Source organism: Candidatus Tisiphia endosymbiont of Mystacides longicornis (genome assembly GCF_964031095.1).
Classification (GTDB): Bacteria; Pseudomonadota; Alphaproteobacteria; order Rickettsiales; family Rickettsiaceae; genus Tisiphia.
The window spans coordinates 1,514,138-1,539,175 of record NZ_OZ035004.1 but is presented as its reverse complement, the minus strand read 5'-3'; the positions used below and the strand labels follow the sequence as shown (position 1 = coordinate 1,539,175).

The window sequence follows — 25,038 nt, the reverse complement described above, 5'->3', positions numbered from 1 at the left end:
GTTACAAGATATAAAGCAGAGTTGCACATAACAACTACCAACGGCACTGAAATTATAACATTTTCTAAGGCTGCATAATTATATCGTACAGGGTGTTAATTCAGGTTAATTCACTATAAAAAAACAAAAAATTATAAAAATTTTGCTAATTAGCTATTAGTGGACAATAAAAAAGTAGTATAATGGATATTATAGTTGAAAGGAACAAGTGAAAACAATGATAGAAGGAAAAAATAAAAATAATGTTGATGATCAACCAACCATGCTAGTTGGTACTGATGATTTTAAGAAATTATTGCTTAATAGCAAAGTATTTGTTGATAAAAGCTTAATGATTAAAGAGTTATTGGCAGATAGTGGAGATGTCATCCTAATTACCAGACCAAGGCGTTGGGGTAAAAGTTTGAATATGAACATGCTACAGAAATTTTTTGAGATAGAGGTGGATCAAAATGGCGTTCCTTTACCTACAGAAGATAGAGTAAATAACAAGCTATTTACCGGTGGAGAAATCGATTTAGGCATTAAGGGAAAAAGAACTTTAGAGCCTTTAAAGATTAACGGCAATGAATATGCCATGGCTCAGCAAGGTAATTATCCAGTTATTTCCATAAATTTTAAGGATGTTAAAGGCAGTAATTACCAAGAAATTGAAAATGGGATAAAAAATCAAGTAACTAATTTATTTACAAACCATCGATACTTAAAGCGTTATATAACAACAGATGAAAAATTACTAGATGATGCACAAAAGGAAAAGTTAAATCGATATTTTACAGGAAAACTTGATAAGGAAGACTTAAAAGATAGTTTACGGGTTTTGAGTGAAGTACTGTACAAACATTTTGGTCAAAAAGTTTATATATTGATCGATGAATACGATACGCCGATCAATAGTTCATACATTGAATTTGGTGATAAATTAAAAGAATTTGATGATGTACTAAAAATATTCCGCGGAATGTTTGGCAGTAGTTTAAAAACTAATCCTTATTTAGAAAAAGGGCTAATAACTGGCATATTACGGGTTGCTAAAGCTAATTTATTTTCGGATTTGAATAATGTTCGTGAATATACTCTGCTAGATGAAAAATTTGCTAAGTTTTATGGTTTCACTCAAGCAGAGGTTGATGAGTTATTAACCAAAGTACCACTTGACACAAGTCCTGAAAAAATTAAAGCTTGGTATAATGGCTATAGTTTTGGTGGTGAGGTAATTTATAATCCATGGTCAATTATGTTATGCCTAGATACTAGAGGTAAGCTTGATCATTATTGGCTTGATAGCGGTGGCACTGGGCTTGTTGATAAAGCATTGTTATCAGATGAAATACAAATTGATATCCAACAATTAGCTAGCGGTAAAAGTATCATCGCACCTATTACCAAACAAATCAGTTTCAGCGATATTAATACGCGAAGTGGGTTATTTAGTCTGTTGCTATTTAGTGGTTATCTAAACCCAACAGCTATCGAACCTGCAAAAGATATCTACGAATTATCAGTGCCTAATAAGGAAGTAGAATATATATATGAAACCAGGCTATTACAATGGGTGAGTAGCAAGTTACAAATGGATAGTTCTTTATATTATTCTTTTGCTAGTTTGCTGCCGGCAGGCAAAATAGAAGAATTTAAAGAGAAATTACAAGAGTTATTACTAAACGCTACTAGTTTTCATCAAACTGGCGAGAAAAAAGCCGAGCTATTTTATAGTGGTTTTATGCTAGGTTTGATTAACACTTTATCTCCTGGCTATGTCATAGATAGTGAGAGAGAAACAGGCAGTGGTAGAGCTGATATTATATTGCTACCTAAGGCTGGGAAGCAGAATAATGCTATTATTATTGAATATAAAATATGCAAATCTCCTGATACTCTAGGTTCTGTTGACAAAATTTTATGTTAAGTTATCAGAGTAGAATAAAGAAGTTGCAATAGTAAGAAGAAATGGTAGTTTCTAGTTATCGAAACCAAGAAACTACCGATATGAAGTATTACATAGAAGACCAAGCATGGGAAGCAATTTTATCATTTTTTAAGAAAAAAAAAGCTATACACAACAAGAATGAGGAAAAAATAAGACAGTTTATTGAAGCAATATGGCTTATTGCTAGAACAGGTTGTCAATGGCGTCTTCTGCCTGATTATTATGGTTGTTGGTACAGTGTTTATCGCAGATTTAAGAGATGGGTTGACAAAGGTATATGGGAAGCTTTAATGGATCATGTTAAAGTAGATGTAGATATGGAATCAATGATGATTGATGCAACTATTGTAAGAGCACATGCTTGCTCATCTGGATATATTAAAGGTAATCAAGAGGAAGCAGCTTTAGGTAGAAGCAAAGGTGGTTTTAGTACTAAAATTCATGCCCTCGTTGATGCATTGGGTAACCCACTGAAGTTTATACTAACTGCTGGGCAAAGAAATGATATCACTCAGGCTGAAAATCTTACTAAAGATGTTCAGAATACGACGGTGATAGGTGATAAAGGATATGATAGTAGTGCGTTTGTAGAAAGCTTAGAAAATAAGGGGTGCGAGGTTGTTATCCCACCAAAATCTAATCGTAAAGTACAACGTGAATATGATAAACATATTTATAAAGAACGCCATTTAATTGAATGTTTCTTTGGTAAAATCAAACATTTTAGGCGTATATTTTCTAGGTTTGATAAAGCCCCAGCCACCTTTTTAGCCTTTCTAAATTTTGTTGGAGCTTTAATATGGTTACGTTAAAAATTTTGTCAACAGAACCTAGTAGATAAGGGAGCTACTGTTGATATTAAGGATAATAATGGTAATACTTCTTTACATTTGGCAGCAAAAAATGGACAGACTGAAGCAGTAAAATTGCTAGTAGATAAGAGAGCTGATATTGAGAGTAAAGATAATTATGGTAAGACTCCTTTACATTGGGCAGCAGAAAGAGGACGTACTGAAACAGTAAAATTGCTAGTAGATAAGGGAGCCAGTATTGAGAGTAAAGGTAATTCTGGGGAAGCTTCTTTACATTGGGCAGCATATAGTGGACATACTGAAACAGTAAAATTTCTAGCAGATAAAGGAGCTGAAATTGAGAGTAAAGATAATTCTGGTTGTACTCCTTTAGATTTGGCAGCATATAGTGGACATACTGAGGTAGTAAAATTGCTAGTAGATAAGGGAGCTGAAATTGACAGTAAAAATAAGGTTAGTTGGACTCCTTTACATTTGGCAGCATATAGTGGACATACTGAAACAGTAAAATTTCTAGTAGATAAGGGAGCTGAAATTGACAGTAAAGATAATTCTGGTTGGACTCCTTTACATTTGGCAGCACAAAATGGACATACTGAAACAATACAGTTTCTAGTAGATAAGGGAGCTGAAATTGACAGTAAAGATAATTCTGGTTGGACTCCTTTACATTTGGCAGTACAAAAAGGGCAGACTGAAACAGTAAAATCGTTAGTAGATAAAGGAGCTATTGTTGATATTAAGGATAATAATGGTAATACTCCTTTACATTGGGCAGCACAAAAAGGACAGACTGAAACAGTAAAATTGCTAGTAGATAAAGGAGCTAAAATTGACAGTAAAAATAATTCTGGGAACATTCCTTTACATTGTGCAGTACAAAATGGACAGACTGAAATAGTAAAATTGCTAATAGATAACAGAGCTACTCTTGATATGAAGGGTGAGGATGGAAACACTCTTTTACATTTGGCAGCATGTAGTGGACATATTAAGATAGTAAAATTTCTAGTAGATAAGGGAGCTACTATTGATATGAAGGGTAAGGATGGTAAAGCTCCTTTACATTATGCAGCAGAAAAAGGGGATACTGAGGTAGTAAAATTACTAGTAGATAAGGGAGCTACTCTTGATCTGAATTGTAAAGATGGTAAGGCTCCTTTACATTATGCAGCACAAAATGGACATACTAAAACGGTGCAATTTCTAGTAGATAAGGGGGGTAGTATTGATGTTAGAGACACGTGTTATGGTAATACTTCTTTACATTTGGCAGCAGGTGGTGGATATACTGAGACAGTAAAATTTCTAGTAAATAAGGGGGCTACTCTTGATATTAAGGATAAAGATGGTAAGACTCCTTTACATTGTGCAATACAAAATAATCGTACTGAGGTAGTAAATTTTTTGAAGGTAGCTGAGCTACCTGGAGAAAAGGAGGCAAGAGAACAAATAAGAAAAGCTGCAGAAATTTGTAGTGCCAGAAATGCCTACAAGGAAGGTAAAGAGCTATTAAAATCAAATAATAGTGAATTACAAAATAAAGCTCATAGCAAATTTAAGGAAGCTCATAAATTAAATGAGCAAGTAGAGAAGTATAAAGAATATATTCAACTGGCAAAAGGTATTAAGGATGGTAACGGTCACTTTGATAAGCGAGAATATAGCGAAGCATTAAATTATTATAAGAAAACTGCTAGTTTTTTAGGAGCTGATTTCTTTGTAGAAAAATCTCAAAAAGTTTTAGATTGGTTAAGCAATAAATTGCAAAAACAAACTGAAAAAACAACATATACTACTACTGTAAAAGCTCTACTAAAGGAAGTAATCAATTTTATAGATGAAGCCTTAAAACTTAATCCATCAAATATTAATGCTAATAATATCAAACTTAATGCTGAAAAGTAACTTGCAAAACATCAGACTGAAGTTTATATAGCAAAAGGTCAAGATTGTATGGAATCAAAACAATATGAACAAGCTCTAGAATTTTTTCAACAAGCTTTAGCTAATAATAATAGTGAAGAAATTCGTGTACTAAAAAAACAAGTAGAAGACATAATTGAAGAAAGACACACAGTAGAAGAAAAAAAAGCTATTGAAGTTGAACGTGCTTATAAAGAAGGTAAAAAGCTATTAAAATCAGGTAATAGTGAAGCCTACAATAAGTTTAAGATAGTACAGGATTTAGGTAAAATTATAGCTGAAGACTATATGAAGGCGGCAAAAGCCATTAAGTTAGCTAATCGTGATTTTGAAGCACAACAGTATAGTGTTGCATTAGAAAAATATAGTAAAATAATCGATAATCACAAAAACCTTGACTTTTTGATAGACGAGCTTTTTGCAAATAAAGCCAGGAAAATTTTAGAACAACTGGATTTAGAAAAAGCTCCTGGTAATGATACTAATGCAAAACTCCTAGAAATAATAATCAACTTTACCGATAAAGCCTTAAGCATTAATTTTGCAAATAGTAGTGCTATACAAACTAAATGGGAGGCTATAACCCAATTGGTTAAAGAGTTTAGTAATGAGCATGAGTATGTATTAGCCTTAGCATGTCTTGAGCAAGCCAAAGCTATCAAAAAACCATCAATAATTAAGCAAGAAAAATTTGAAATTTACAAAGCAGAAGCTGAGTATTTTATAAACTTAAAGCAGTATGAGAAAGCATATAAACCTATTAAAGAGGCTTTATTAAATAGCGATATTAAAAATCAAAATGCAAAAACATTAGAAGAATTAAAGTTTATAGCAGATACTCTTATTAAAAATTTATTGGAAGTACAAGAAGATAGTAAGCAAGGGGAAGAATTTTTAACAGTGTTAGTGCAGAGTTTTCCTGAAGAGCAATCTGTTGGATATCGCTGTGCATTAGTTAGTTGTTATTTGGTTGACCAAAAATTTGCTCTTGCCAAAATACATGCAGAACAAGTTTTAAAATTTGATAAAGAAGATACAACAGCACAATATATTGTAAATATGTTTGCAAAAAAAGAAGGCAGTGTCCCAAATAGTGTAGAAATGCTTGGAAGCCAAGATGACTATTTATTTGATATTGATCATAACAATCTTTAGTAATTTTTGAAAAAAAGTATGGGATTTGAAATATCACTTAAGAGTCATAACACATGGATGGGTTTTTCTGGATCAAGAAGTTCCCGTGAAATATCACATCATAAGGGTAATACCAATTGAAATAGTTAAGGAGGTATAGTTAAACCCGTTGAATTAGATGACATTATATGGTATAAATAAGAGAAAAAATGTCAACAAGCCCATATAGTAAAGATTTAAGAAAAAAAGTAATAAGTTATATAGAAAAAGGTAATAGTCAAAGAGCGGCTGCCAAGATATTCGATATACATAAAAATACAATTAGTCGCTGGAACGTAAGGAAGAGAAAGGAAGGAACGATATTAGCAAAAGCTAGAGTAGGTTTTAAAAGTAAAGTTGATAAGCAAAAGTTAGCAAATTTTGTAAGAAATAATCCAAATATGAGATTACAAGATATTGGTAAAGAGTTTGGAATTGCGAGGTCTCAAACTGGAAGGATATTAAAACAGCTAGGTTTTAGTTATAAAAAAAAACCTTTACCTACATGGAGTCAAGTGTAGACAGACGAGCTGAATATTTAGAAGAGATCAATAAATATGATAAAGGGCAAATAGTGCATATTGATGAAAGCGGTATAGATACAGGTATTTGCCAAGATAGAGGCTGGAGTAAAACAGGAGAATTACTGATTGGAAAGAAGAGTGGGAAACACTATCAAAGAACTAATATCATAGCTGGCTTGGTAAACAATCAATCAATAGCTCCTTTTGTTTTTAATGGAACGTGCAATACAGAGTTATTTAATAATTGGGTTGAGAAGTTTTTAATTAAAGAGTTAAAAGCAGGACAAGTTGTAGTGATGGATAATGCTAGTTTCCATAAATCAAAGAAAACAAAGGAATTAATAGAATCAGTTGGTTGCAAGCTTATTTTTTTACCGCCATATTCACCAGACTTAAATCCCATAGAGAAGTTTTGGGCTAATATGAAACGATGGATTAAAAATAAGGTAACAGAAACCAGCAAATTATTTGAAATTATTACTATGTTCTTTGTCACCTAATTTTATGGGTTTAACTATATATTATAATATGGGAATATAAACTTGAGCAGGTAGTAAAATGGCAAGAACATTAATATTACCAAAAGGTTTTCATGAGCATGATTTCATATGCCTAATGAAAAACGAGTTGCACGGAAGAAATCGCATACGCTTATTAGCAATGCATCACCTGCAATCAGGCAAGTCATTGAAAACTGTATCGATAATAGTTGGATCGCACTGGAAAACAGTACAATCTTGGCTTAGAAGATTTAGAAACTCTAGCTTTGATGGATTATTTGAATCACATAGGAGTGGTGCGTTTAGAAAATTCAATAGCTTACAAGAATCTTTTCTGTCTGATAAAATAAATATGTTGAGTGAAAGTAAGACAGGTGGTTATATAACAGGAAAGGAATTACATAATATGTTATTTGAAACATATGGTATTAAATGTAGTTTAAAAACAGTTTATAACACTATACATCGACTTGGTTTTAGCTGGATTACTTCTCGTTCAATACACCCAAAATCTAATCAAGCAACTCAAAATACATATAAAAAAACTTCGCCAATATGCTAAAAGTATTATTACCAAAAGATATTGATTGGAGTAAGGTTGACATTTGGTCACAGGATGAAACGTATACTTGCAGCAAAACTGCATAACTTTATCTAATTTTTTTGTTAGTATGAATTTTTTATACATTTGGGTTTCATACTATGCAAATACCATCGATTACTATTGAGCAAGTAGCTCAGCAATTTAAAGCTTGGCGTCAAACTAAAACTAATAAGTTTGATCCTATACCAAACCATCTAAAGGAATTAGTTCACCAATTACTCCATCATTATTCTTACCAAGAGATAGCTAAACATCTTAATATTAATAAAGCAACAATTAGTTCAACTAAAAAAGCCCATGAACCTACCATCAAAACTTCTTCTGTCTCAACTTCAAATCAATCCCTACAACAAAATATTAATTTTCTCCCATTTCAACTAGTAAATTCTATAGATACCGATCCTGTAGCTGCTCCCAAGCAAAATCACTATACTTGTCACATTATTAAACCAAATGGTACCAAGCTTATTATCCAAACACTAGAGCCAAAAACTATAATTCAGACATTTTTATGCTGCAACTAACCCCGGCGTCAGTTATTTTTGTTGCCACTATTGCCATCGATTTTCGCAAGGGTATCGATGGCTTAATCGCTGTTTGTAGACAAAAACTTTCTTCTGACCCTCTTAATGGTTCCTTGTTTTTATTCTATAATAAAAACAGAACTGCCATTAAAATTTTGTCCTTTGACGGTCAAGGCTTTTGGCTATGCTCTAAACGCCTATCCAAAGGTAAATTTACGGCAAAACTTTTCCCATCTGATAATTCATCTTACCAAATTTGTTATAGAACCTTACACATTCTTATTCATAATGGCGATCCTAGTTCTGCCAAATTCTCTAATGATTGGCTTCCTGTCGTTTAAGCTGCTGTCTCGATTAATTCCGTATTATTCATATATCTTGCATAGGCAAAAGGCGTATAATCCTCAGGATGCTTCTTTGCTTTGCTACTATGCTCTTGTAGCCAATTTAAATATTTAAAGGCATTGATCTCGTTCTCACTACAAGTCTTTACTATACTATACAGACCACTATGTATCTCAGCACTATTGATTGTTTTAAAGAATAATGAATTCTTCCTTTGTAAAATAATGGTACGCAGTGATCTCTCAGCCCAATTATTATCAAGATTGCTAACTGGGATTTTTAAAAATTGGGTCAAACCTTCTTTATTATTTATCCAATATTTCATAGCTTGTCCAAGCCTACTATTAGGCTCAACTTTCTTGTCGTTAAATAATTCGTCTATTTTGTTATATATGTTTTCTATATATTTACTGCTATGTTCCTGATGATACCCAAGTTTCTCTTCAGGACTCATCTCTTTACATTGATGTTCATTGTGGTAAATCCCACGTGTTTGTTTGAGAAAATATCCGCATTCTTCAGGGTAATATAGTTCATTTTCTGTAAATTTTCTCTGACCATGTGACAAACAATTGATCATCACTATTATTGCCAGTAATTCTTTATCTGCTTCTGATAATACCGGGTTATTATTGTTACTTGCGTCAGTCATTAATTGGATAGAATCTGTTCTATTCTTACGATTCTTTAGTACGTTACCTATATTTTCTCCACCATGCCTATTACCGGTAAAATATAAAACTATTACCTCATTATTTGCAGTCTTAGCACATATTGTAGTAGTATAACAGCTGCGTCCTTTCTTATTTTGAGTACGTAATTTTTTATTGGCTATAGTAATTTCTAAAATCCTAGCTCTAGTATCATCAAGGTTCAGTGAACTACATTCGGCAGCCATTTCCAATAATACCCCGTAAATTTCAGCTCCACCACCTTCTTGCCAAACATCTAAATATTGTTGCCAGAGCGAGCTGTATGCTATAGGAACCCCGCTTAAACTCTGTAGCCTAGATAAACGGTAGAAAGGAGTACCATAGGTCTTTTGTAACACTATTGCACTTCTGCTACTATTTGTCCATTTGTTGATATTTTTATTGTTCATAACTGTATAATCGCAAGCATTACAGCGTAACGTTTTCTTTACATATCTGTTGACTGTAATTGGAGCATTACCTGTAAATTGTAGCAATTTTCTAGCTTCACTATTATATAGTTTGCCATTATAGCAGTGAGGACAGCTATCACCACTACAAAAATTCTCAGGAGTTAAATAGCTGGTATTCGCATCCTTATAATCATCAAACCCATATTTACCTTGCCAATTACTACGATCTATCTTTTTGGGCTTATCGCACTCTCCTTCATTACCACCATTCCCGTTATCAGATTCACCTGGCGGTTCTTTTAATGAATCTGAACTATCTTTTTTTTGTGATCTGCCTTAAAACCAATCAGCATTTCCTTAAGCTTATTTATACTGATATTTGATGATGCTAGCTTGTCTATTAGCTCGTTACAAAATTTCACAAGCTCTACTATCGTTTGCTGTTCATCTCCCGTTAATGAACTTTCCTTGACATGCTGTATTAGTTCTTCTCGTTCTTCAGCACTTAAGGTCGCTACTTTTGGTTTTTTCATTTGATTAATTATCATTATTATTAATATTTCAAATATTATAATATGACTGCTACTTTTTCAACTAGTTTTTTTATTAATCTGTTTTTTATTAATCGGTGATATTTGCATAGTAGAAATCCAAATTTATACAATAAATTCATACTAGCAAAGAAATTAGATAGTGTTACGCAGTTTTGCTGCAAGTATACGATGAAACTCGAATTGGGCAGCAAGGTAGTTTAAGTCGCATATGGGCTAAACGTGGGAGCAGACCTAGGAAAGTAAGGCAACAACAATTTATCTCAACATACATCTATGGGGCTGCTTGCCATGATACGGGCGAATCTTTTGCGTTAATTTTACCATATACCAATACTGATTCAATGAATAAGTTCTTAGATGAATTTTCTTTGACTATTGATTCTGGTAGGCATGTTGCATTATTAACAGATAATGCCGGGTGGCATGCAGCGAAAAAATTAATTATTCCAAGTAACATTACCTTGGTACCGCTTCCGCCATACGCACCGGAATTAAATGCGATGGAACAAATTTGGCAGTGGATCAAAAATCACTTCCTATCTAATCAATGTTACGGTGTATACGAAGATATCGTTGCTAATGCTTGCTATGCCTGGAATCAACTTAGTAAAAATGTAACTTTAGTAAAATTAATTATGTATAGATAGTAGATTAATATACCGCGTTAATTGTTTCAATTGGTATTACACCAGCTAAGATTATTTGCAATAAGTATAATGTTTAGCCTGAATTCGATATAATAAGTTATTCCAAATTAGGTTATATCTATAAATATAACAGATTTTTTTGCTCCACTAATAGCTGTTTTCATTATTTTTGCAATATTGCTTATTTTTTCATTAGACCTTATATCTTGAAAATGTGATATAAGGTCTAATGTTTATGGTCATGATGATGGACGTAAAAACCAATTGCTGACAAGGTATTTAGGAATTCTTGGTTTTCTGCTAAATCATTTGGTTTGCCACTACAGCAGATATGACCATTTAAACATATTACTTGGTCGGAATTTTTCATTACCGTAAATAAATCATGTGAGATCATAAAAATTGTAATATTTAGACGTTTTTTTATTTGATTAATGATTCGGTAAAATTCTTGTTGGCTAGTAACATCTAATGATTGAGTTGGTTCATCTAAAATAATTAGATCAGGATTGTTCAGTAAGCTAGCAGTTAGCATTAACTTCTGAAATTGACCACCAGAAAGCTCAGAAATATCGTGATGCTTATAATTATCAAAATCAATAAAATTGCTCAATTCTTGCCAATCCTTGTTAGTACTATTTGAAGCTAATAAATACAAAAAATTTTCAGCTGTAATTGGTAAATCTGAAGCAAAATCTAATCTTTGAGGGACATAGCCAATTTTTAGATTAGGGTGAATTATTATGTTACCAGAGGAAGGGCGATCTAAACCTAAGATTAACCTAGCTATTGTTGTTTTGCCAGCACCATTTGAACCAATTAAAGTCGTTACTTCGCCTTTTTTGATAGTAAAATTAATATTGGTAAGGGGAATTTTTTTGCCAAATTGCTTAGATACATTACTGAACTTTATTAATATAGTATCTTCTGATTTAGAAATAGGCATTAGAATCCTTGCGAAACTTTACAAATGGCGTCATTGCAAGGAAGATCGTAGATCGACGAAGCAATGACGATGTGTTGCTAAATTTATGATAGTCTATTTAACAATTTCCCACTGCCCATCTGGTTTACGACAAGCTTGGCCATAAGCTTTCTCCTGCTTACCACCGACAACGACGGTTTGAGTATACTCACGACAATATTGCCCTTGATTGTTTTTAAAAGCTCTTTCTGGTGTTACATATCCGTAATTACCACTATCCGGATTACGCCACTCTACACTTTGACCACTAGAGCCAGTCTCCAATGCTTTTTGAGAGCTTAATTGTGCCAATTTTCTGTCATTCTCATCCATAGTTTGACCAATATGACCGCCAACAAGTGCCCCAATTAGAACACCTGCACCAGTTGCTACAAGTTGTCCTGTGCCTTTGCCAAATTGAGATCCTAAAAGCCCACCAGCTACACCGCCAATTAATGTTCCACCACCTTGTTTATTCATGCCAGAACAGCCGTACAACATTGTTGTTGCCAAAATAATTGCCGTAATTTTGAATGTTAAATTCATAAAAAACCATATAATTTTAAATTAAAGATATACAAAAAATCTTATTAAGTATCGTTAAATTTGATACACCTCTTGACTATAGTACACTAGCTGGATAATAATGTATTTTATATTATAAAACAATTGAAATTTTATATGACGACTTCAGAGCATCAAAATTTAATTAAATCGGCATCTTATGTATCTTTTATTTTAGCTGCATTCATCTTATTTATTAAATCTTATGGATGGATTGTGACTGATTCTCAGTCTATTTTAGCATCTTTAATTGATGCTATACTTGATATTTCATCGTCTTTTATTAATTTGATTGCTATTCGTTTTGCACTGCAACCCCCTGATTATCACCATAGATTTGGGCATGAAAAAATCCAAGATTTAGCAATTTTTTCACAATCAGTATTCTTTTGTGTTTCTGGTTTATTTATTTGTTTCTCTTCGATAAAATCTCTTATTGATAAATCTGTTCCAAGCAATATAGAGTCTGGTATCAATGTAATGTATTTGTGTATTATACTAACTTTTATTTTGGTAGCTTATCAAACTTATGTGATAAAAAAGACTAGTTCGGAAATAATAAAAGTAGATAAATTACATTATTTTACAGACTTACTAACAAATATTGCGGTAATCTTTTCTATAAACTTAACTACTCGTTTTTGGTTTATAGATTCATTATTTGGTATAGCTATTTCATTGTACATAATATACGCTTCTTATGCTTTGTTCAGAAAAGCTTTAAAAAATCTTATTGATGAAGAGTTACCAGAAAAAGATAGAAGAAAAATTATATCAATAATTAGTAGCTTTAAAGAAGTAAAAGGCATCCATGAAATGAAAACTAGATATGCTGCAAGTAAGCCGTTTATACAATGTCACATAGAAATGGATGCAGATATGTCATTATATAATTCTCATTATCATAGTGATCAAATTTGTAGTGCATTGCTATTAGAGTTTCCAGGGGCAGAAATAATTATTCATCTAGATCCATATGGTTATGAAGAAAAAGTTAATTACCGTGAAAAGATCAACAGAATTTAACAATTTTTTTATGGAGGAAGCTCTAAAGCAAGCACAATTTGCTTTAGATAAAAATGAAATTCCAGTAGGGGCTATTATAGTCAATAGAATAACTAACAAAGTTATTGCAAAGGCTCATAATATTGTTGAGCAAACCAAAAATCCGGTATTGCATGCTGAAATTGTAGCGATAAATCAATCTTGTCAGATTCTATCTAGTAAAAATTTATCAGATTGTGATATGTATGTTACTTTAGAGCCATGCGTTATGTGTTCTGGGGCAATATCTTTCGCTAGAATAGGTAGATTATTTTATGCGGCAAATGATCCAAAACAGGGGGCGATTGAAAATGGTGGACGTTTCTTTAATAGCAAATCTTGTTTTTACCGCCCTGAAATATATAGTGGCTTTTCGGCAAAAATTTCTGAAAATCTAATCAAGGAGTTTTTTTACAAGGTAAGATATCAAAAATGTAATCCCTAATCTTAATATTGTATGAAAGGATGGAGGCAAAATCCTCATAATAATGTATAATATATAATGTACATGAGCAAAATAAAGATAGTAATGCAACTTTTCTGAAACCTTTTATTAGCAAAATACAATGAATAAATATTTGATACTATTAATATTATTAATAATGCCTCTTAACTCATTAGCTCAACAACAAATAGCTAACCAGTTATCTAATTTTGTTGCACCAGTTACTTATTTTGTCGATCATGTTAAACAACTAGCTTTGCTTACAAATAACTTAATTAAATATCGACAAGCAAGTATAGTAGGAACTAGTGGCATGGGAAAAACCCAACTTGCTAGAATGTATTGTTATGAAAATCAAAATAACTATAAGCTTATTTGGTTTATTGACTGTAATTTAGATATTAATCAAGAACTACTAAAGCTAGCAAAAGTTATTAATAGTACTGCTAAATCTAATCTAATATCAGAAGATATAAGATTAGTCCGAAAAGAACTAATGAACTATTTATCAAATCAAGATAAATGGTTACTAATATTTGATAATCTAAAAGTAAATAAAAATAAGAAAGTTAAAGAATTCGTTGATTGGGAACATAATGGACATGTTATATTTTGCTCTCAATATAGTGAAATACTATCGAGTATAGTCAAAATGACTGCTTTTGGAAAAAATGATGCAATTACCCTTGCTAATAATATTCTAGAAAATCATAATTCCAAATTAGCAAAATTCTTGAACAAAGAGTTTGCTGGTTATCCTATCATGATAGTACAAGGGGCACAATTATTAAATAATGTAAAAGGTTTAGATAAAGTCGAATATAAGAAAAAATTCATCAATCAACAGACAAAATTAAATTAAATATTACATTAGCTATCAAGGAATTAAAGCCAAATGCTAAAAATTTGCTAAATAAAATAGCCTTAATAAATAATCAAGGTTTTTCGAAAGAACTTTTAAAAATTATCACTGATGATCCTAATACTCTGGATGATGATCTTTATCAACTATCTAAATTTGCCTTAATATCTAATATTGATTCTCATGAAACTAATCCTATCTTTGAAATGCATGATGTTATTGCTCAGAAAATAAGGGAGATAAGCGGAAATAGAAATAATAAAATATTATTAGAAGATATTATTTTAAAGTTACCTAAGCCTAAAGGTTCACAGATAGGGCATTTATTGAGAACCGCAAAAACTATTCCTGAAAATTTAGAAGCTCTGCTAAAAAGTTCTAAAAAATATAATATTAACATATATTCAATGCTTGATCTAAGAGCTGAACTGTTTGTTATATACGTCAATACTCAAAATATACATAAAGAAAGACAAATGATTGATTGGTTGGAACAAAAAGATAAAAAAGGTGACTTTAAGCTTTGGCAAATGTCCGAATACCAAAAATATTGTTACGCTAGATATTTAGGGTTAATAGGAGTGTATAATAGGATGTCATTAGCAAATTTTGAAATAGCCATTTCTTATTTCACTAGAGCATTAAACATTTTAGATACCCTTGGTGAAGAGTATGTTTTTTTAAAATTTAATCTTAATTCACACATTGCGGGGATTGAGGGATCTTTAGGAAATGTAAAAGCTATTGAGGAAAATTTAAAAAAAATGGAGGTATTATTTACACAAGGTGTACAAGAATCTGATATATTTATAATATATTATTTAAAGGCAAAATTATTTTTTATTAAAGGTAGATATCAGGAATCTTTAGATTACATCAATAAATCTATTGATGTAGTGGTGAAAAATGGATTTAATATTAAAGACCTACACCTTACCATTCCTTACATACTTAAAGCAGAAATACTAAATTTTTTGGGTAAATATCCAGAAGCTTATGTTCAAGCTCAGCAATTATATGACATGCATAAACCGGTAAAAAGTGAAGAACACGAAATATTTGGTCGTATTTATACCCAAATGGCAAAAAGTGAATTAGGGATGGGTAAAGTAGACCAAGCCTCAGAGCATGTTAATAAGGCTATTGACATATTTCTAGCTGATGAGCGTAGGAATCCTAAAGATGCAGATTATTCAGAAGATCCAAGTTTAGCAGCTAGTTATGTAATACAAGGTGATATTTTATTTGCTCAAGATAACGTAAAAGCCGCAATAGAGTCCTATAATAAAGCTTATACCGTATATCATTATTTATATAGGGATAATCGTAAAAATGTGGCACATGTTAGCTACTTATATAATCAAGGAGCTAAAGCATCATGTAAAGCAAAAGACTTATCTAGTTATAAATTTTTTGGTAATCAGCAAGTAAAAGAGTTTGGCATAAATCACTCCAATACGGTCTCTATGTTTAAGTATTGTAAAAAATATAATATGGATTTATGGGCAAAAGAAAAATAGATTAGGCAGTTTTTTGTTTTTTTATCTTGCTAAGCTTTATAATTTTTGTTACTATAATACATAAATTAAAGTTTGATTTATCAAATTTTTTTACAGGTAACAACTAAAGTTTTTATATAGATTATTATGATGAGTTATTTAAAATCTTTTCTTCACCTCATATTATTAGTATTTTTAATAAACCATACCGCTCAAGCTAGGTGGAGTAGCTATGAAGATGCCCCTATTGAGTTTAAATTTTATAATAAAGATATTAATATTAACCAAGATGGCACTTCTGAAGTAATAACAGAAATGCATGCAAAAATACTAAAAGAATCAGGACGCAATGATTTTTCCCAATATCGCTTGACTTATAATGAAAATAGTTCTGCAATTTCTATATTAGAAGCTAAAACTATTTATAATGGACAAGAATATATAGTCACTAAAGATATGATTGAGGATAAACCACTAGCCTTTTTTGGTAAAGGTTTTGATCAATTAAGACAAATAACCATATCATTTCCTAAAGCAGAACTTGGAGCAGAAATATATTTAAAATATAAGCATGTTGAAACAAAAGTTCCTGTAGATAATTTTTATGGTACTAGTTTATTTCTTAGTAGGAGAGGTTATGTGCAGGCAAGTCATACTAAGATCAATTCTAAATTACCTCTAAACATTAAAGTAAATGATCCAAAAGGCGTATTAAAAGTTATTAAAGATGCTGAGAGTGATTTTCATTCGGCAGAGATTATCTTAGCAAAGCCTGCTTACGATAACCTAACAAATGAACCAAGTCATGCTATATTAAATATTAAGCATACTACTTGGGTATCCTTGTCAAGTTTAACCAAATGGCAAGACTTGGCTAAACAACTTGCTCCTGGGTATTCTAGTGTAATTAACCAACCACTCCCTGCAATTTTCATGAATATAGCCGAATCTGCTGCAGACAAGAATACCGACGAAGAAAAAATTAATTTTGTCACTTCTGCATTAAATGAAAAAATCCAATATATGGGTGATTGGCGAACTGTATCAGGTCGTTTCTTTCCTAGAGATTTAGAAAAAGTAGCCAGTTCGCAAATTGGTGATTGTAAAGATTTTTCTGCAAGTACTGCTGCTATCTTGTAAAAACTTGATTATAAAGTTCAACCTATTTTTGTAATGCGAGGTATTACTAATTTTTCTAATCCAGATGCCTTACCTAACATGGGGAATTTTAATCATGCGATGCTTAAAGTAACTAATAAAAATGGCAAAGTATATTGGATTGATCCAACAAATCTTGTTAGTATGGCACAAGGAATTTTCCCAGATGTTGCTAATAAAATAGCATTGGTCTTAGATACTCAAGAAGCTGGTTATACCAAAGTTGCCAATATACAGCCTGAAACTTCACAAGCTATATCACGCGAGGAATTAGTTATAAAAAATAATATTGTAGAGTTGTCTGGTCAGTTTGATATGAAGGGAGAAGTGGCATCAAGCATGAGTGGTTGGGGATTATATTATTCAACTGAACAGTTAAAGGATTTTACTTTCCGTAGGTTGAGTGGAGAATATCTTAATGAAGAAGACAAAAAATTCTTAGAATTACCTGATCTTACTTCTCGTATTGTTAAAGATATTACAATCAAATATGCATTACAGCAAAGAAATAGAATTTCTAAAACAAATATGGGGGTTGCTTTAACTTCAAAGTCTAATAGATCAGATGATATCACCCATACAGCTTCTGACCAGATATCAGACATCTTTATAGGTATGCCTGAAACTAACAAGAAATATATGATTATCAAAAATATTATAGTTAAAGATTGTAAAAAATTAAACTTTGAGATTGATACTCCCTGGATATATGTGAATAGATCATGTAAATATCAGGATAAAGATACTGTATTCACAGATATAATAACCATAAAAAAGAGCTTGATTACCCAGGAAGAATTAAAAACTTCTCAGTATAAAAATCTTAAAACTAAGTTAGAAAATGAATTTGCTCAAGTTGCGATAATATTAGGTGAGTAAGCTGAGCTATTTTGTTTTTTTGTCCTACGTAAGACTCATCAATTGACTATAGCGGAAAAGCTATCTAAAATCAGCTCTACCTTCTATAGTCAATTCAGGAGAATTTGGGGCTAGGAGCGATGGAGCGACGCCTATAAGTAATAGGCGAGCATTGAGCGACGACGTCCCCAACTTCTCCTGAACTGACTATAACTTTCGATAGCTGTAAAGTAGAGTTGTACAAGAAATCTATTCTAATCTAGATAAATTTTTACTATCTTTTCGTCATTTTGTTATTATACTACAAGTTATGATTATAATGAACTATAATAACCATATATGAATCAACATATTGTAAATTCCTCTGCTAATTCCTCTGATTTTCTTGATGAAAAGCGTAATAACGCCCGTCAAGGAGGAGGGGGGGAAAGAATTGCATTGCAACATAAGAAAGGTAAACTTACTGCCAGAGAAAGGATAGAAGCATTGCTAGACCCTGAGAGTTTTGAAGAAACAAGAATGTTCGTTGAACATAGATGTGATAATTTCGGAATGGAAGAAAAGAAATTTCTAGGGGATGCTGTAATAACTGGACATGGTACCATAAATGGTAGGTTAGTTTTTGTGTATAGCCAAGATTTTACGGTATTCGGTGGCTCCCTTGGTGAGTATCATGCTAAAAAAATATGCTCTATACTCGATTCTGCTCTGGAGGTAGGAGCCCCAGTTATTGGGATAAATGACTCAGGAGGGGCAAGAATCCAAGAAGGAGTCGATGCTCTTGCTGGTTATGGTGAATTATTTCAACGCAATGTAATTGCTTCCGGTATTATTCCACAAATCACCTTAATTATGGGTCCTTGTGCTGGAGGAGCTGTGTATTCTCCTGCTTTAACAGATTTTATATTTATGGTTAAAAATACTTCCTATATGTTTGTAACAGGACCGGAGGTAGTTAAAACTGTTACAGGCGAAGAAGTAACCCAGGAACAGCTTGGTGGGGCAAGAATGCATACTACCAAGAGTGGTGTTGCTGACTTTGCTTTTAAAAATGATATAGAACTACTTATAGAAACTAGAAGATTTTTTAATTTTTTACCTCTATCAAATCGTAGCCCACTACCATGTCGTCGTACTGAAGATCCAGCCGATCGAGTTGATATGTCTCTAAACACCTTAGTCCCAAATATTCCAAACAAAGCTTACGATATGAAAGAATTAATTGAGCGTATTGTGGATGAAGGAGATTTTTTTGAGTTGCAACCAGATTTTGCTAAAAACATTATAACCGGCTTTGGTTATATGGAAGGAAGGTCTATAGGATTTGTTGCGAACCAACCATTACATTTAGCTGGCTGTTTAGATATTAATGCATCAAGAAAGGCAGCAAGATTTGTACGTTTTTGCGATGCATTTAATATTCCGATAGTGACTTTAGTTGACGTACCAGGTTTTTTACCTGGTGTCTCTCAAGAGCATAATGGAATTATCAAACATGGAGCAAAATTATTATATGCGTACGCTGAAGCAACTGTACCGAAAATTACCATAATTACTAGGAAAGCTTATGGTGGAGCTTATATAGTGATGAACTCAAAGCATCTTCGAGGTGATGTTAATTATGCGTGGCTCAACTCAGAAATTGCAGTACTTGGAGCTGAGGGGGCTGCTGAAATAATATTTAAAGAAGAATGTAAAGACCCAGAATCAAAAAAGCAAAAGATTCAGGAATATAAAGATACTGTTACTTCTCCTTTTGTTGCAGCATCTAGAGGTTATCTAGATGATATTATAAAACCTCAAAACACTAGATGGCGTATATGTAAAGCACTAAACTTTCTTCAAAACAAGAAAGTACAGTTACCATGGAAGAAACATGACAATTTACCACTTTAGTAGGCTCTTCTAAAAACCAGATTAGCATTATGCTAGTACTACAGTTGTAGATTGAATGTGAGTGTTCACGGAAAAAAGGTTAAAGTATAAGATGTAATTGCGAGGAGGTTGCCAGACCGACGAAGCAATCCAGGAAAGTGATTAGAAATGGATTGCTTCGTTGACCTTACGGTCTCCTCGCAATGACGCTTGGTGATCAGGTTTTTTTATTCATCACAAAAAAATAGCAAAAAAATCGTGAATGCTCACATCTAAACTACAACTGTAATACTAGGAGGTTGCCTGCAATAACGAAAGTAATTCATATTTGGTCTTTTTGACGGAGAGACTAATTAGTTATCGCAGGCAACCTCCTAGCCCCAAATTTTCCTGAATTGACTATATCTAAAATCTCAAATCTTGCCTATAAGATAGGAAATGATTTTGAAAAAGAGATTGTCATGAGCAAGGGATAGCACAACTTCTATAGTAATCAATATTATAATGATCCATTCAAGTCTAGTAGAGTGTTTACAGTTTAAGTCATTTGACAAAATATTGTAAAGTTCATGAATCATATTTAGTCGATTATTAAGAATATTCTGACGAATTTGAATATCTTGGAACTCTGCAGTCATTAAGTATAAAGGTTCGTAACTAGGACGACGCCAAAAGAATTCAGGAGTATCCAGTATATCGCTGTGTAAATTAATTGAATATCGTTCGTTAAATAATATCCCAATTTGTTGAGATATTTCTTTTTTGGAAAGTGATACACTACCTGTACTGGCTAGTTCTTGTTGAATTGGGGTGGTTTTTACAATTAGATTACTTACCGATTTTTCTAGTACACTAAGCTTAACTGACTGAGCTAAAGCATGCGAGATAGATAATTTTATAAAAGTTGATTTATCGGCAAGAATGATTTGGTTTTTTTCTTCATCGATAAATGTTTTACCAGTAGTTTCATCATAATCAAAATAAATAAAGTCGGAAACTAGCTCGTCATTTTGATTAGTTTTAAGAGCTGCTATTTCTGCAAGGAGCATTTTTTCTTGGCTTTCTTCAGCTCCCCATATAGTAACGCAACCGAAAGGGAAAAAGAAAACATCGATAGGATTTAAATTTTCCCCTTGTTCTTTTTGAATATATAGTACATCATCGAAATATTTAGGTTCAAGACCGATTTTATTGAGGTTTATTACTAAATCGTTCATTTTGTATTCAGAAGTAGTAAAGTAGGAAGTGCATCTCATATAATAAATAATTTATGGCAAACAATTGTTGCTTCATTATGCTATAGTAGTTATAAAAGTTACAAAGTCAATTAAAATGTAATAGTTGGTAGTTATGTATGAAATATTAACAAATAGATCAATCATTGAAGTTTCTGGTGATGATGCGATGAATTTTTTGCATAATTTGATCACTAATGATATAAAAAATAACGATTATTGTTATAGCTATGCTCTAACTAACCAAGGAAGATATTTGTTTGATTTTTTTGTATTGAAATTATCGGCAACAAGGTTTTTTATTGATATAAATATTAATCAGTCTGATTTATTTAAAAATCACTTAGTGCAGTACAAGTTACGTGCTAAAATTGAAGTGAATGACTTAACTAACGCTTATCAGGTTATTTACTCAAAGCAGCAATTGCCACTTAATAGCCACCAAGACCCTCGTTATAACCAGCTTGGTTTTCGTTCAATTATTAATAAAGATGATTTTTTAACAACCACAGCAACAGAAGGCTTATATCAGCAGGATAAATATAATTTTGCCATAGTTGATGGCTATGATGATTTAATTGCCAATAGGTCTATTCCCATCGAATATGGGGCTGAGGAGTTAAATGCTATAAGTTACAGTAAGGGTTGTTATATTGGGCAGGAAGTTGTTTCCAGAACAAAATACCAAGGAGTTGTAAGAAAAAAAATATTTAAATTATCCATTAACATAGATTCCGGTAATGTTGGTAGTTTAGATATCGCGAAAGACGATGAAATTATCGCCAATAATATAAAAATTGGCGTAGTATGTTCAGCTTATCAGAACATGGCAATAGCTTTAATTAGGGTGGATGATTATTATTCATTAGCAGATACAGTTATTACTGTAAGAAACTTACCAGTTTCTTTGGCTGTTCCACCTTGGCTTTATAGCTAAGCCGATTAGCTATATATTCAAATGATTTGAGTATAATTGTGTCTATACTGGGGTTAAGCCTAATTTTGCATAACCACCACATATTTTTACAATGTTCTCTAACTCTTCTAATGCTGTACTACTTGCATCTGCTATTTTCTCTTTTTGATACGCTAATGCATATGTAGCATAATGTAGTGCTACTAATTCAGCTGCTAAAGTAGCATTTTTCTCGGCAAGTTCGTGTAATAATTCTCTTTCTTTAGCTAGCAAGTTAGTTAATGATTGCAATTTAGCAGTTGTCTGCTCAAGAGCCTTAATATCCTTGGACAATTCATCTTCAAGCTCTTCAATGGTTGGTAAGGATGTTTTGTATACTTGCAGCAAAACTGCGTAACACTATCTAATTTCTTTGCTAGTATGAATTTATTGTATAAATTTGGATTTCTACTATGCAAATATCACCGATTAATAAAAAACAGATTAATAAAAAAACTAGTTGAAAAAGTAGCAGTCATATTATAATATTTGAAATATTAATAATAATGATAATTAATCAAATGAAAAAACCAAAAGTAGCGACCTTAAGTGCTGAAGAACGAGAAGAACTAATACAGCATGTCAAGGAAAGTTCATTAACGGGAGATGAACAGCAAACGATAGTAGAGCTTGTGAAATTTTGTAACGAGCTAATAGACAAGCTAGCATCATCAAATATCAGTATAAATAAGCTTAAGGAAATGCTGATTGGTTTTAAGGCAGATCACAAAAAAAAGATAGTTCAGATTCATTAAAAGAACCGCCAGGTGAATCTGATAACGGGAATGGTGGTAATGAAGGAGAGTGCGATAAGCCCAAAAAGATAGATCGTAGTAATTGGCAAGGTAAATATGGGTTTGATGATTATAAGGATGCGAATACCAGCTATTTAACTCCTGAGAATTTTTGTAGTGGTGATAGCTGTCCTCACTGCTATAATGGCAAACTATATAATAGTGAAGCTAGAAAATTGCTACAATTTACAGGTAATGCTCCAATTACAGTCAACAGATATGTAAAGAAAACGTTACGCTGTAATGCTTGCGATTATACAGTTATGAACAATAAAAATATCAACAAATGGACAAATAGTAGCAGAAGTGCAATAGTGTTACAAAAGACCTATGGTACTCCTTTCTACCGTTTATCTAGGCTACAGAGTTTAAGCGGGGTTCCTATAGCATACAGCTCGCTCTGGCAACAATATTTAGATGTTTGGCAAGAAGGTGGTGGAGCTGAAATTTACGGGGTATTATTGGAAATGGCTGCCGAATGTAGTTCACTGAACCTTGATGATACTAGAGCTAGGATTTTAGAAATTACTATAGCCAATAAAAAATTACGTACTCAAAATAAGAAAGGACGCAGCTGTTATACTACTACAATATGTGCTAAGACTGCAAATAATGAGGTAATAGTTTTATATTTTACCGGTAATAGGCATGGTGGAGAAAATATAGGTAACGTACTAAAGAATCGTAAGAATAGAACAGATTCTATCCAATTAATGACTGACGCAAGTAACAATAATAACCCGGTATTATCAGAAGCAGATAAAGAATTACTGGCAATAATAGTGATGATCAATTGTTTGTCACATGGTCAGAGAAAATTTACAGAAAATGAACTATATTACCCTGAAGAATGCGGATATTTTCTCAAACAAACACGTGGGATTTACCACAATGAACATCAATGTAAAGAGATGAGTCCTGAAGAGAAACTTGGGTATCATCAGGAACATAGCAGTAAATATATAGAAAACATATATAACAAAATAGACGAATTATTTAACGACAAGAAAGTTGAGCCTAATAGTAGGCTTGGACAAGCTATGAAATATTGGATAAATAATAAAGAAGGTTTGACCCAATTTTTAAAAATCCCAGTTAGCAATCTTGATAATAATTGGGCTGAGAGATCACTGCGTACCATTATTTTACAAAGGAAGAATTCATTATTCTTTAAAACAATCAATAGTGCTGAGATACATAGTGGTCTGTATAGTATAGTAAAGACTTGTAGTGAGAACGAGATCAATGCCTTTAAATATTTAAATTGGCTACAAGAGCATAGTAGCAAAGCAAAGAAGCATCCTGAGGATTATACGCCTTTTGCCTATGCAAGATATATGAATAATACGGAATTAATCGAGACAGCAGCTTAAACGACAGGAAGCCAATCATTAGAGAATTTGGCAGAACTAGGATCGCCATTATGAATAAGAATGTGTAAGGTTCTATAACAAATTTGGTAAGATGAATTATCAGATGGGAAAAGTTTTGCCGTAAATTTACCTTTGGATAGGCGTTTAGAGCATAGCCAAAAGCCTTGACCGTCAAAGGACAAAATTTTAATGGCAGTTCTGTTTTTATTATAGAATAAAAACAAGGAACCATTAAGAGGGTCAGAAGAAAGTTTTTGTCTACAAACAGCGATTAAGCCATCGATACCCTTGCGAAAATCGATGGCAATAGTGGCAACAAAAATAACTGACGCCGGGGTTAGTTGCAGCATAAAAATGTCTGAATTATAGTTTTTGGCTCTAGTGTTTGGATAATAAGCTTGGTACCATTTGGTTTAATAATGTGACAAGTATAGTGATTTTGCTTGGGAGCAGCTACAGGATCGGTATCTATAGAATTTACTAGTTGAAATGGGAGAAAATTAATATTTTGTTGTAGGGATTGATTTGAAGTTGAGACAGAAGAAGTTTTGATGGTAGGTTCATGGGCTTTTTTAGTTGAACTAATTGTTGCTTTATTAATATTAAGATGTTTAGCTATCTCTTGGTAAGAATAATGATGGAGTAATTGGTGAACTAATTCCTTTAGATGGTTTGGTATAGGATCAAACTTATTAGTTTTAGTTTGACGCCAAGCTTTAAATTGCTGAGCTACTTGCTCAATAGTAATCGATGGTATTTGCATAGTAT

At 32.4% G+C, this 25,038-nt stretch carries 28 protein-coding genes; 20 read left to right on the top strand and 8 right to left on the bottom strand.

Annotated elements, in window-relative coordinates:
* The first annotated feature begins 217 nt into the window (after positions 1-217).
* From ACQH6S_RS07795 to tnpB (ACQH6S_RS07755), 9 genes are all read left to right on the top strand, one after another.
* A complete protein-coding gene (locus ACQH6S_RS07795; RefSeq protein WP_425360431.1) occupies positions 218-1,909 on the top strand; it encodes an AAA family ATPase in 1,692 nt (563 codons plus the stop codon).
* A gap of 80 nt (positions 1,910-1,989) precedes the next feature.
* Positions 1,990-2,742: an IS5 family transposase gene (locus ACQH6S_RS07790; protein ID WP_425364719.1), complete on the top strand. Its 753-nt coding sequence runs from the start codon at positions 1,990-1,992 to the stop codon at positions 2,740-2,742.
* A 45-nt stretch (positions 2,743-2,787) separates the two neighbouring features.
* Positions 2,788-4,650: an ankyrin repeat domain-containing protein gene (locus ACQH6S_RS07785; RefSeq protein ID WP_425360911.1), complete on the top strand. Its 1,863-nt coding sequence runs from the start codon at positions 2,788-2,790 to the stop codon at positions 4,648-4,650.
* 48 nt (positions 4,651-4,698) lie between these two features.
* A complete protein-coding gene (locus ACQH6S_RS07780; RefSeq protein ID WP_425360430.1) occupies positions 4,699-5,823 on the top strand; it encodes a hypothetical protein in 1,125 nt (374 codons plus the stop codon).
* A 188-nt stretch (positions 5,824-6,011) separates the two neighbouring features.
* A complete protein-coding gene (locus tag ACQH6S_RS07775; RefSeq protein WP_425360020.1) occupies positions 6,012-6,362 on the top strand; it encodes an IS630 transposase-related protein in 351 nt (116 codons plus the stop codon).
* Positions 6,347-6,865 carry an IS630 family transposase gene (locus tag ACQH6S_RS07770; RefSeq protein WP_425360021.1) on the top strand — a complete coding sequence of 173 codons (519 nt, stop codon included), beginning with the start codon at positions 6,347-6,349 and terminating at the stop codon, positions 6,863-6,865. The genes ACQH6S_RS07775 and ACQH6S_RS07770 overlap by 16 nt, the downstream gene beginning before the upstream one ends.
* A 58-nt stretch (positions 6,866-6,923) precedes the next feature.
* The gene (locus tag ACQH6S_RS07765) at positions 6,924-7,427 is read left to right on the top strand and encodes a helix-turn-helix domain-containing protein (RefSeq protein ID WP_425364486.1); all 504 of its coding nucleotides are present in this window, start codon (positions 6,924-6,926) and stop codon (positions 7,425-7,427) included.
* A gap of 140 nt (positions 7,428-7,567) precedes the next feature.
* Positions 7,568-7,993, top strand: coding sequence for a hypothetical protein (locus ACQH6S_RS07760; protein ID WP_341758053.1), 426 nt, complete (start codon positions 7,568-7,570; stop codon positions 7,991-7,993).
* The gene (gene tnpB / locus ACQH6S_RS07755; protein WP_341752109.1) at positions 7,981-8,334 is read left to right on the top strand and encodes an IS66 family insertion sequence element accessory protein TnpB; all 354 of its coding nucleotides are present in this window, start codon (positions 7,981-7,983) and stop codon (positions 8,332-8,334) included. Before ACQH6S_RS07760 ends, tnpB (ACQH6S_RS07755) begins: the two co-directional genes overlap by 13 nt.
* Here tnpB (ACQH6S_RS07755) and ACQH6S_RS07750 read toward each other — a convergent pair.
* Together ACQH6S_RS07750 and ACQH6S_RS07745 are read right to left on the bottom strand one after the other, a co-directional pair.
* The gene (locus ACQH6S_RS07750; RefSeq protein WP_425364395.1) at positions 8,331-9,440 is read right to left on the bottom strand and encodes an IS66 family transposase; all 1,110 of its coding nucleotides are present in this window, start codon (positions 9,438-9,440) and stop codon (positions 8,331-8,333) included. The two genes, tnpB (ACQH6S_RS07755) and ACQH6S_RS07750, sit on opposite strands and share 4 nt — an antisense overlap.
* A gap of 302 nt (positions 9,441-9,742) precedes the next feature.
* Positions 9,743-9,991: a hypothetical protein gene (locus ACQH6S_RS07745; RefSeq protein WP_341758049.1), complete on the bottom strand. Its 249-nt coding sequence runs from the start codon at positions 9,989-9,991 to the stop codon at positions 9,743-9,745.
* Between the two features lie 158 nt (positions 9,992-10,149).
* Here ACQH6S_RS07745 and ACQH6S_RS07740 point away from each other — a divergent pair, with 158 nt between their 5' ends.
* Positions 10,150-10,644, top strand: a complete 495-nt coding sequence (locus ACQH6S_RS07740; RefSeq protein WP_425364485.1) for an IS630 family transposase — start codon at positions 10,150-10,152, stop codon at positions 10,642-10,644.
* Positions 10,645-10,870: 226 nt separating this feature from the next.
* Here the strand turns inward: ACQH6S_RS07740 and ACQH6S_RS07735 are convergent, their stop codons facing one another.
* Both ACQH6S_RS07735 and ACQH6S_RS07730 read right to left on the bottom strand, forming a co-directional pair.
* On the bottom strand, positions 10,871-11,590 hold the full coding sequence (locus ACQH6S_RS07735; RefSeq protein ID WP_425364484.1) for a metal ABC transporter ATP-binding protein: 720 nt from the start codon (positions 11,588-11,590) through the stop codon (positions 10,871-10,873).
* A gap of 93 nt (positions 11,591-11,683) precedes the next feature.
* Positions 11,684-12,154 carry an RT0821/Lpp0805 family surface protein gene (locus ACQH6S_RS07730; RefSeq protein WP_341759114.1) on the bottom strand — a complete coding sequence of 157 codons (471 nt, stop codon included), beginning with the start codon at positions 12,152-12,154 and terminating at the stop codon, positions 11,684-11,686.
* 135 nt (positions 12,155-12,289) lie between these two features.
* Here ACQH6S_RS07730 and ACQH6S_RS07725 point away from each other — a divergent pair, with 135 nt between their 5' ends.
* The 7 genes from ACQH6S_RS07725 (at position 12,290) to ACQH6S_RS07695 (ending at position 19,934) form a co-directional block, all read left to right on the top strand.
* The gene (locus ACQH6S_RS07725; protein ID WP_341748767.1) at positions 12,290-13,198 is read left to right on the top strand and encodes a cation diffusion facilitator family transporter; all 909 of its coding nucleotides are present in this window, start codon (positions 12,290-12,292) and stop codon (positions 13,196-13,198) included.
* A complete protein-coding gene (locus ACQH6S_RS07720) occupies positions 13,155-13,661 on the top strand; it encodes a nucleoside deaminase (RefSeq protein ID WP_425360429.1) in 507 nt (168 codons plus the stop codon). The genes ACQH6S_RS07725 and ACQH6S_RS07720 overlap by 44 nt, the downstream gene beginning before the upstream one ends.
* 121 nt (positions 13,662-13,782) lie before the next feature.
* The gene (locus tag ACQH6S_RS07715) at positions 13,783-14,523 is read left to right on the top strand and encodes a hypothetical protein (RefSeq protein ID WP_425360428.1); all 741 of its coding nucleotides are present in this window, start codon (positions 13,783-13,785) and stop codon (positions 14,521-14,523) included.
* Positions 14,524-14,567: 44 nt separating this feature from the next.
* Entirely contained in the window at positions 14,568-16,043 is a 1,476-nt protein-coding gene (locus ACQH6S_RS07710) for a tetratricopeptide repeat protein (RefSeq protein WP_425360427.1), read from the top strand.
* 126 nt (positions 16,044-16,169) lie between these two features.
* Positions 16,170-17,162 (top strand): DUF3857 domain-containing protein, encoded by a 993-nt coding sequence (locus ACQH6S_RS07705; RefSeq protein ID WP_425364483.1) that lies wholly within the window; start codon positions 16,170-16,172, stop codon positions 17,160-17,162.
* Between the two features lie 99 nt (positions 17,163-17,261).
* Positions 17,262-18,059: a hypothetical protein gene (locus ACQH6S_RS07700; RefSeq protein ID WP_425364482.1), complete on the top strand. Its 798-nt coding sequence runs from the start codon at positions 17,262-17,264 to the stop codon at positions 18,057-18,059.
* A gap of 318 nt (positions 18,060-18,377) precedes the next feature.
* On the top strand, positions 18,378-19,934 hold the full coding sequence (locus ACQH6S_RS07695; RefSeq protein ID WP_425364481.1) for an acyl-CoA carboxylase subunit beta: 1,557 nt from the start codon (positions 18,378-18,380) through the stop codon (positions 19,932-19,934).
* Positions 19,935-20,326: 392 nt separating this feature from the next.
* On the opposite strand, the gene ACQH6S_RS07690 is transcribed toward ACQH6S_RS07695, so the two are convergent.
* Positions 20,327-21,130: an RMD1 family protein gene (locus tag ACQH6S_RS07690; protein ID WP_425360424.1), complete on the bottom strand. Its 804-nt coding sequence runs from the start codon at positions 21,128-21,130 to the stop codon at positions 20,327-20,329.
* A gap of 133 nt (positions 21,131-21,263) precedes the next feature.
* On the opposite strand from ACQH6S_RS07690, the gene ACQH6S_RS07685 reads away from it, so the two are divergent.
* Positions 21,264-22,085, top strand: a complete 822-nt coding sequence (locus ACQH6S_RS07685; protein ID WP_425360423.1) for a YgfZ/GcvT domain-containing protein — start codon at positions 21,264-21,266, stop codon at positions 22,083-22,085.
* 42 nt (positions 22,086-22,127) lie between these two features.
* On the opposite strand, the gene ACQH6S_RS07680 is transcribed toward ACQH6S_RS07685, so the two are convergent.
* Positions 22,128-22,451: a hypothetical protein gene (locus tag ACQH6S_RS07680; protein ID WP_425364480.1), complete on the bottom strand. Its 324-nt coding sequence runs from the start codon at positions 22,449-22,451 to the stop codon at positions 22,128-22,130.
* Between the two features lie 158 nt (positions 22,452-22,609).
* On the opposite strand from ACQH6S_RS07680, the gene ACQH6S_RS07675 reads away from it, so the two are divergent.
* Positions 22,610-22,858 carry a hypothetical protein gene (locus ACQH6S_RS07675; protein WP_341758049.1) on the top strand — a complete coding sequence of 83 codons (249 nt, stop codon included), beginning with the start codon at positions 22,610-22,612 and terminating at the stop codon, positions 22,856-22,858.
* 302 nt (positions 22,859-23,160) lie between these two features.
* A complete protein-coding gene (locus ACQH6S_RS07670; RefSeq protein ID WP_425364395.1) occupies positions 23,161-24,270 on the top strand; it encodes an IS66 family transposase in 1,110 nt (369 codons plus the stop codon).
* On the opposite strand, the gene tnpB (ACQH6S_RS07665) is transcribed toward ACQH6S_RS07670, so the two are convergent.
* Both tnpB (ACQH6S_RS07665) and ACQH6S_RS07660 read right to left on the bottom strand, forming a co-directional pair.
* Positions 24,267-24,620 carry an IS66 family insertion sequence element accessory protein TnpB gene (gene tnpB, locus ACQH6S_RS07665; protein ID WP_341752109.1) on the bottom strand — a complete coding sequence of 118 codons (354 nt, stop codon included), beginning with the start codon at positions 24,618-24,620 and terminating at the stop codon, positions 24,267-24,269. The genes ACQH6S_RS07670 and tnpB (ACQH6S_RS07665) overlap by 4 nt on opposite strands.
* The gene (locus tag ACQH6S_RS07660; protein WP_341758053.1) at positions 24,608-25,033 is read right to left on the bottom strand and encodes a hypothetical protein; all 426 of its coding nucleotides are present in this window, start codon (positions 25,031-25,033) and stop codon (positions 24,608-24,610) included. The genes tnpB (ACQH6S_RS07665) and ACQH6S_RS07660 overlap by 13 nt, the downstream gene beginning before the upstream one ends.
* Positions 25,034-25,038: the final 5 nt, after the last annotated feature.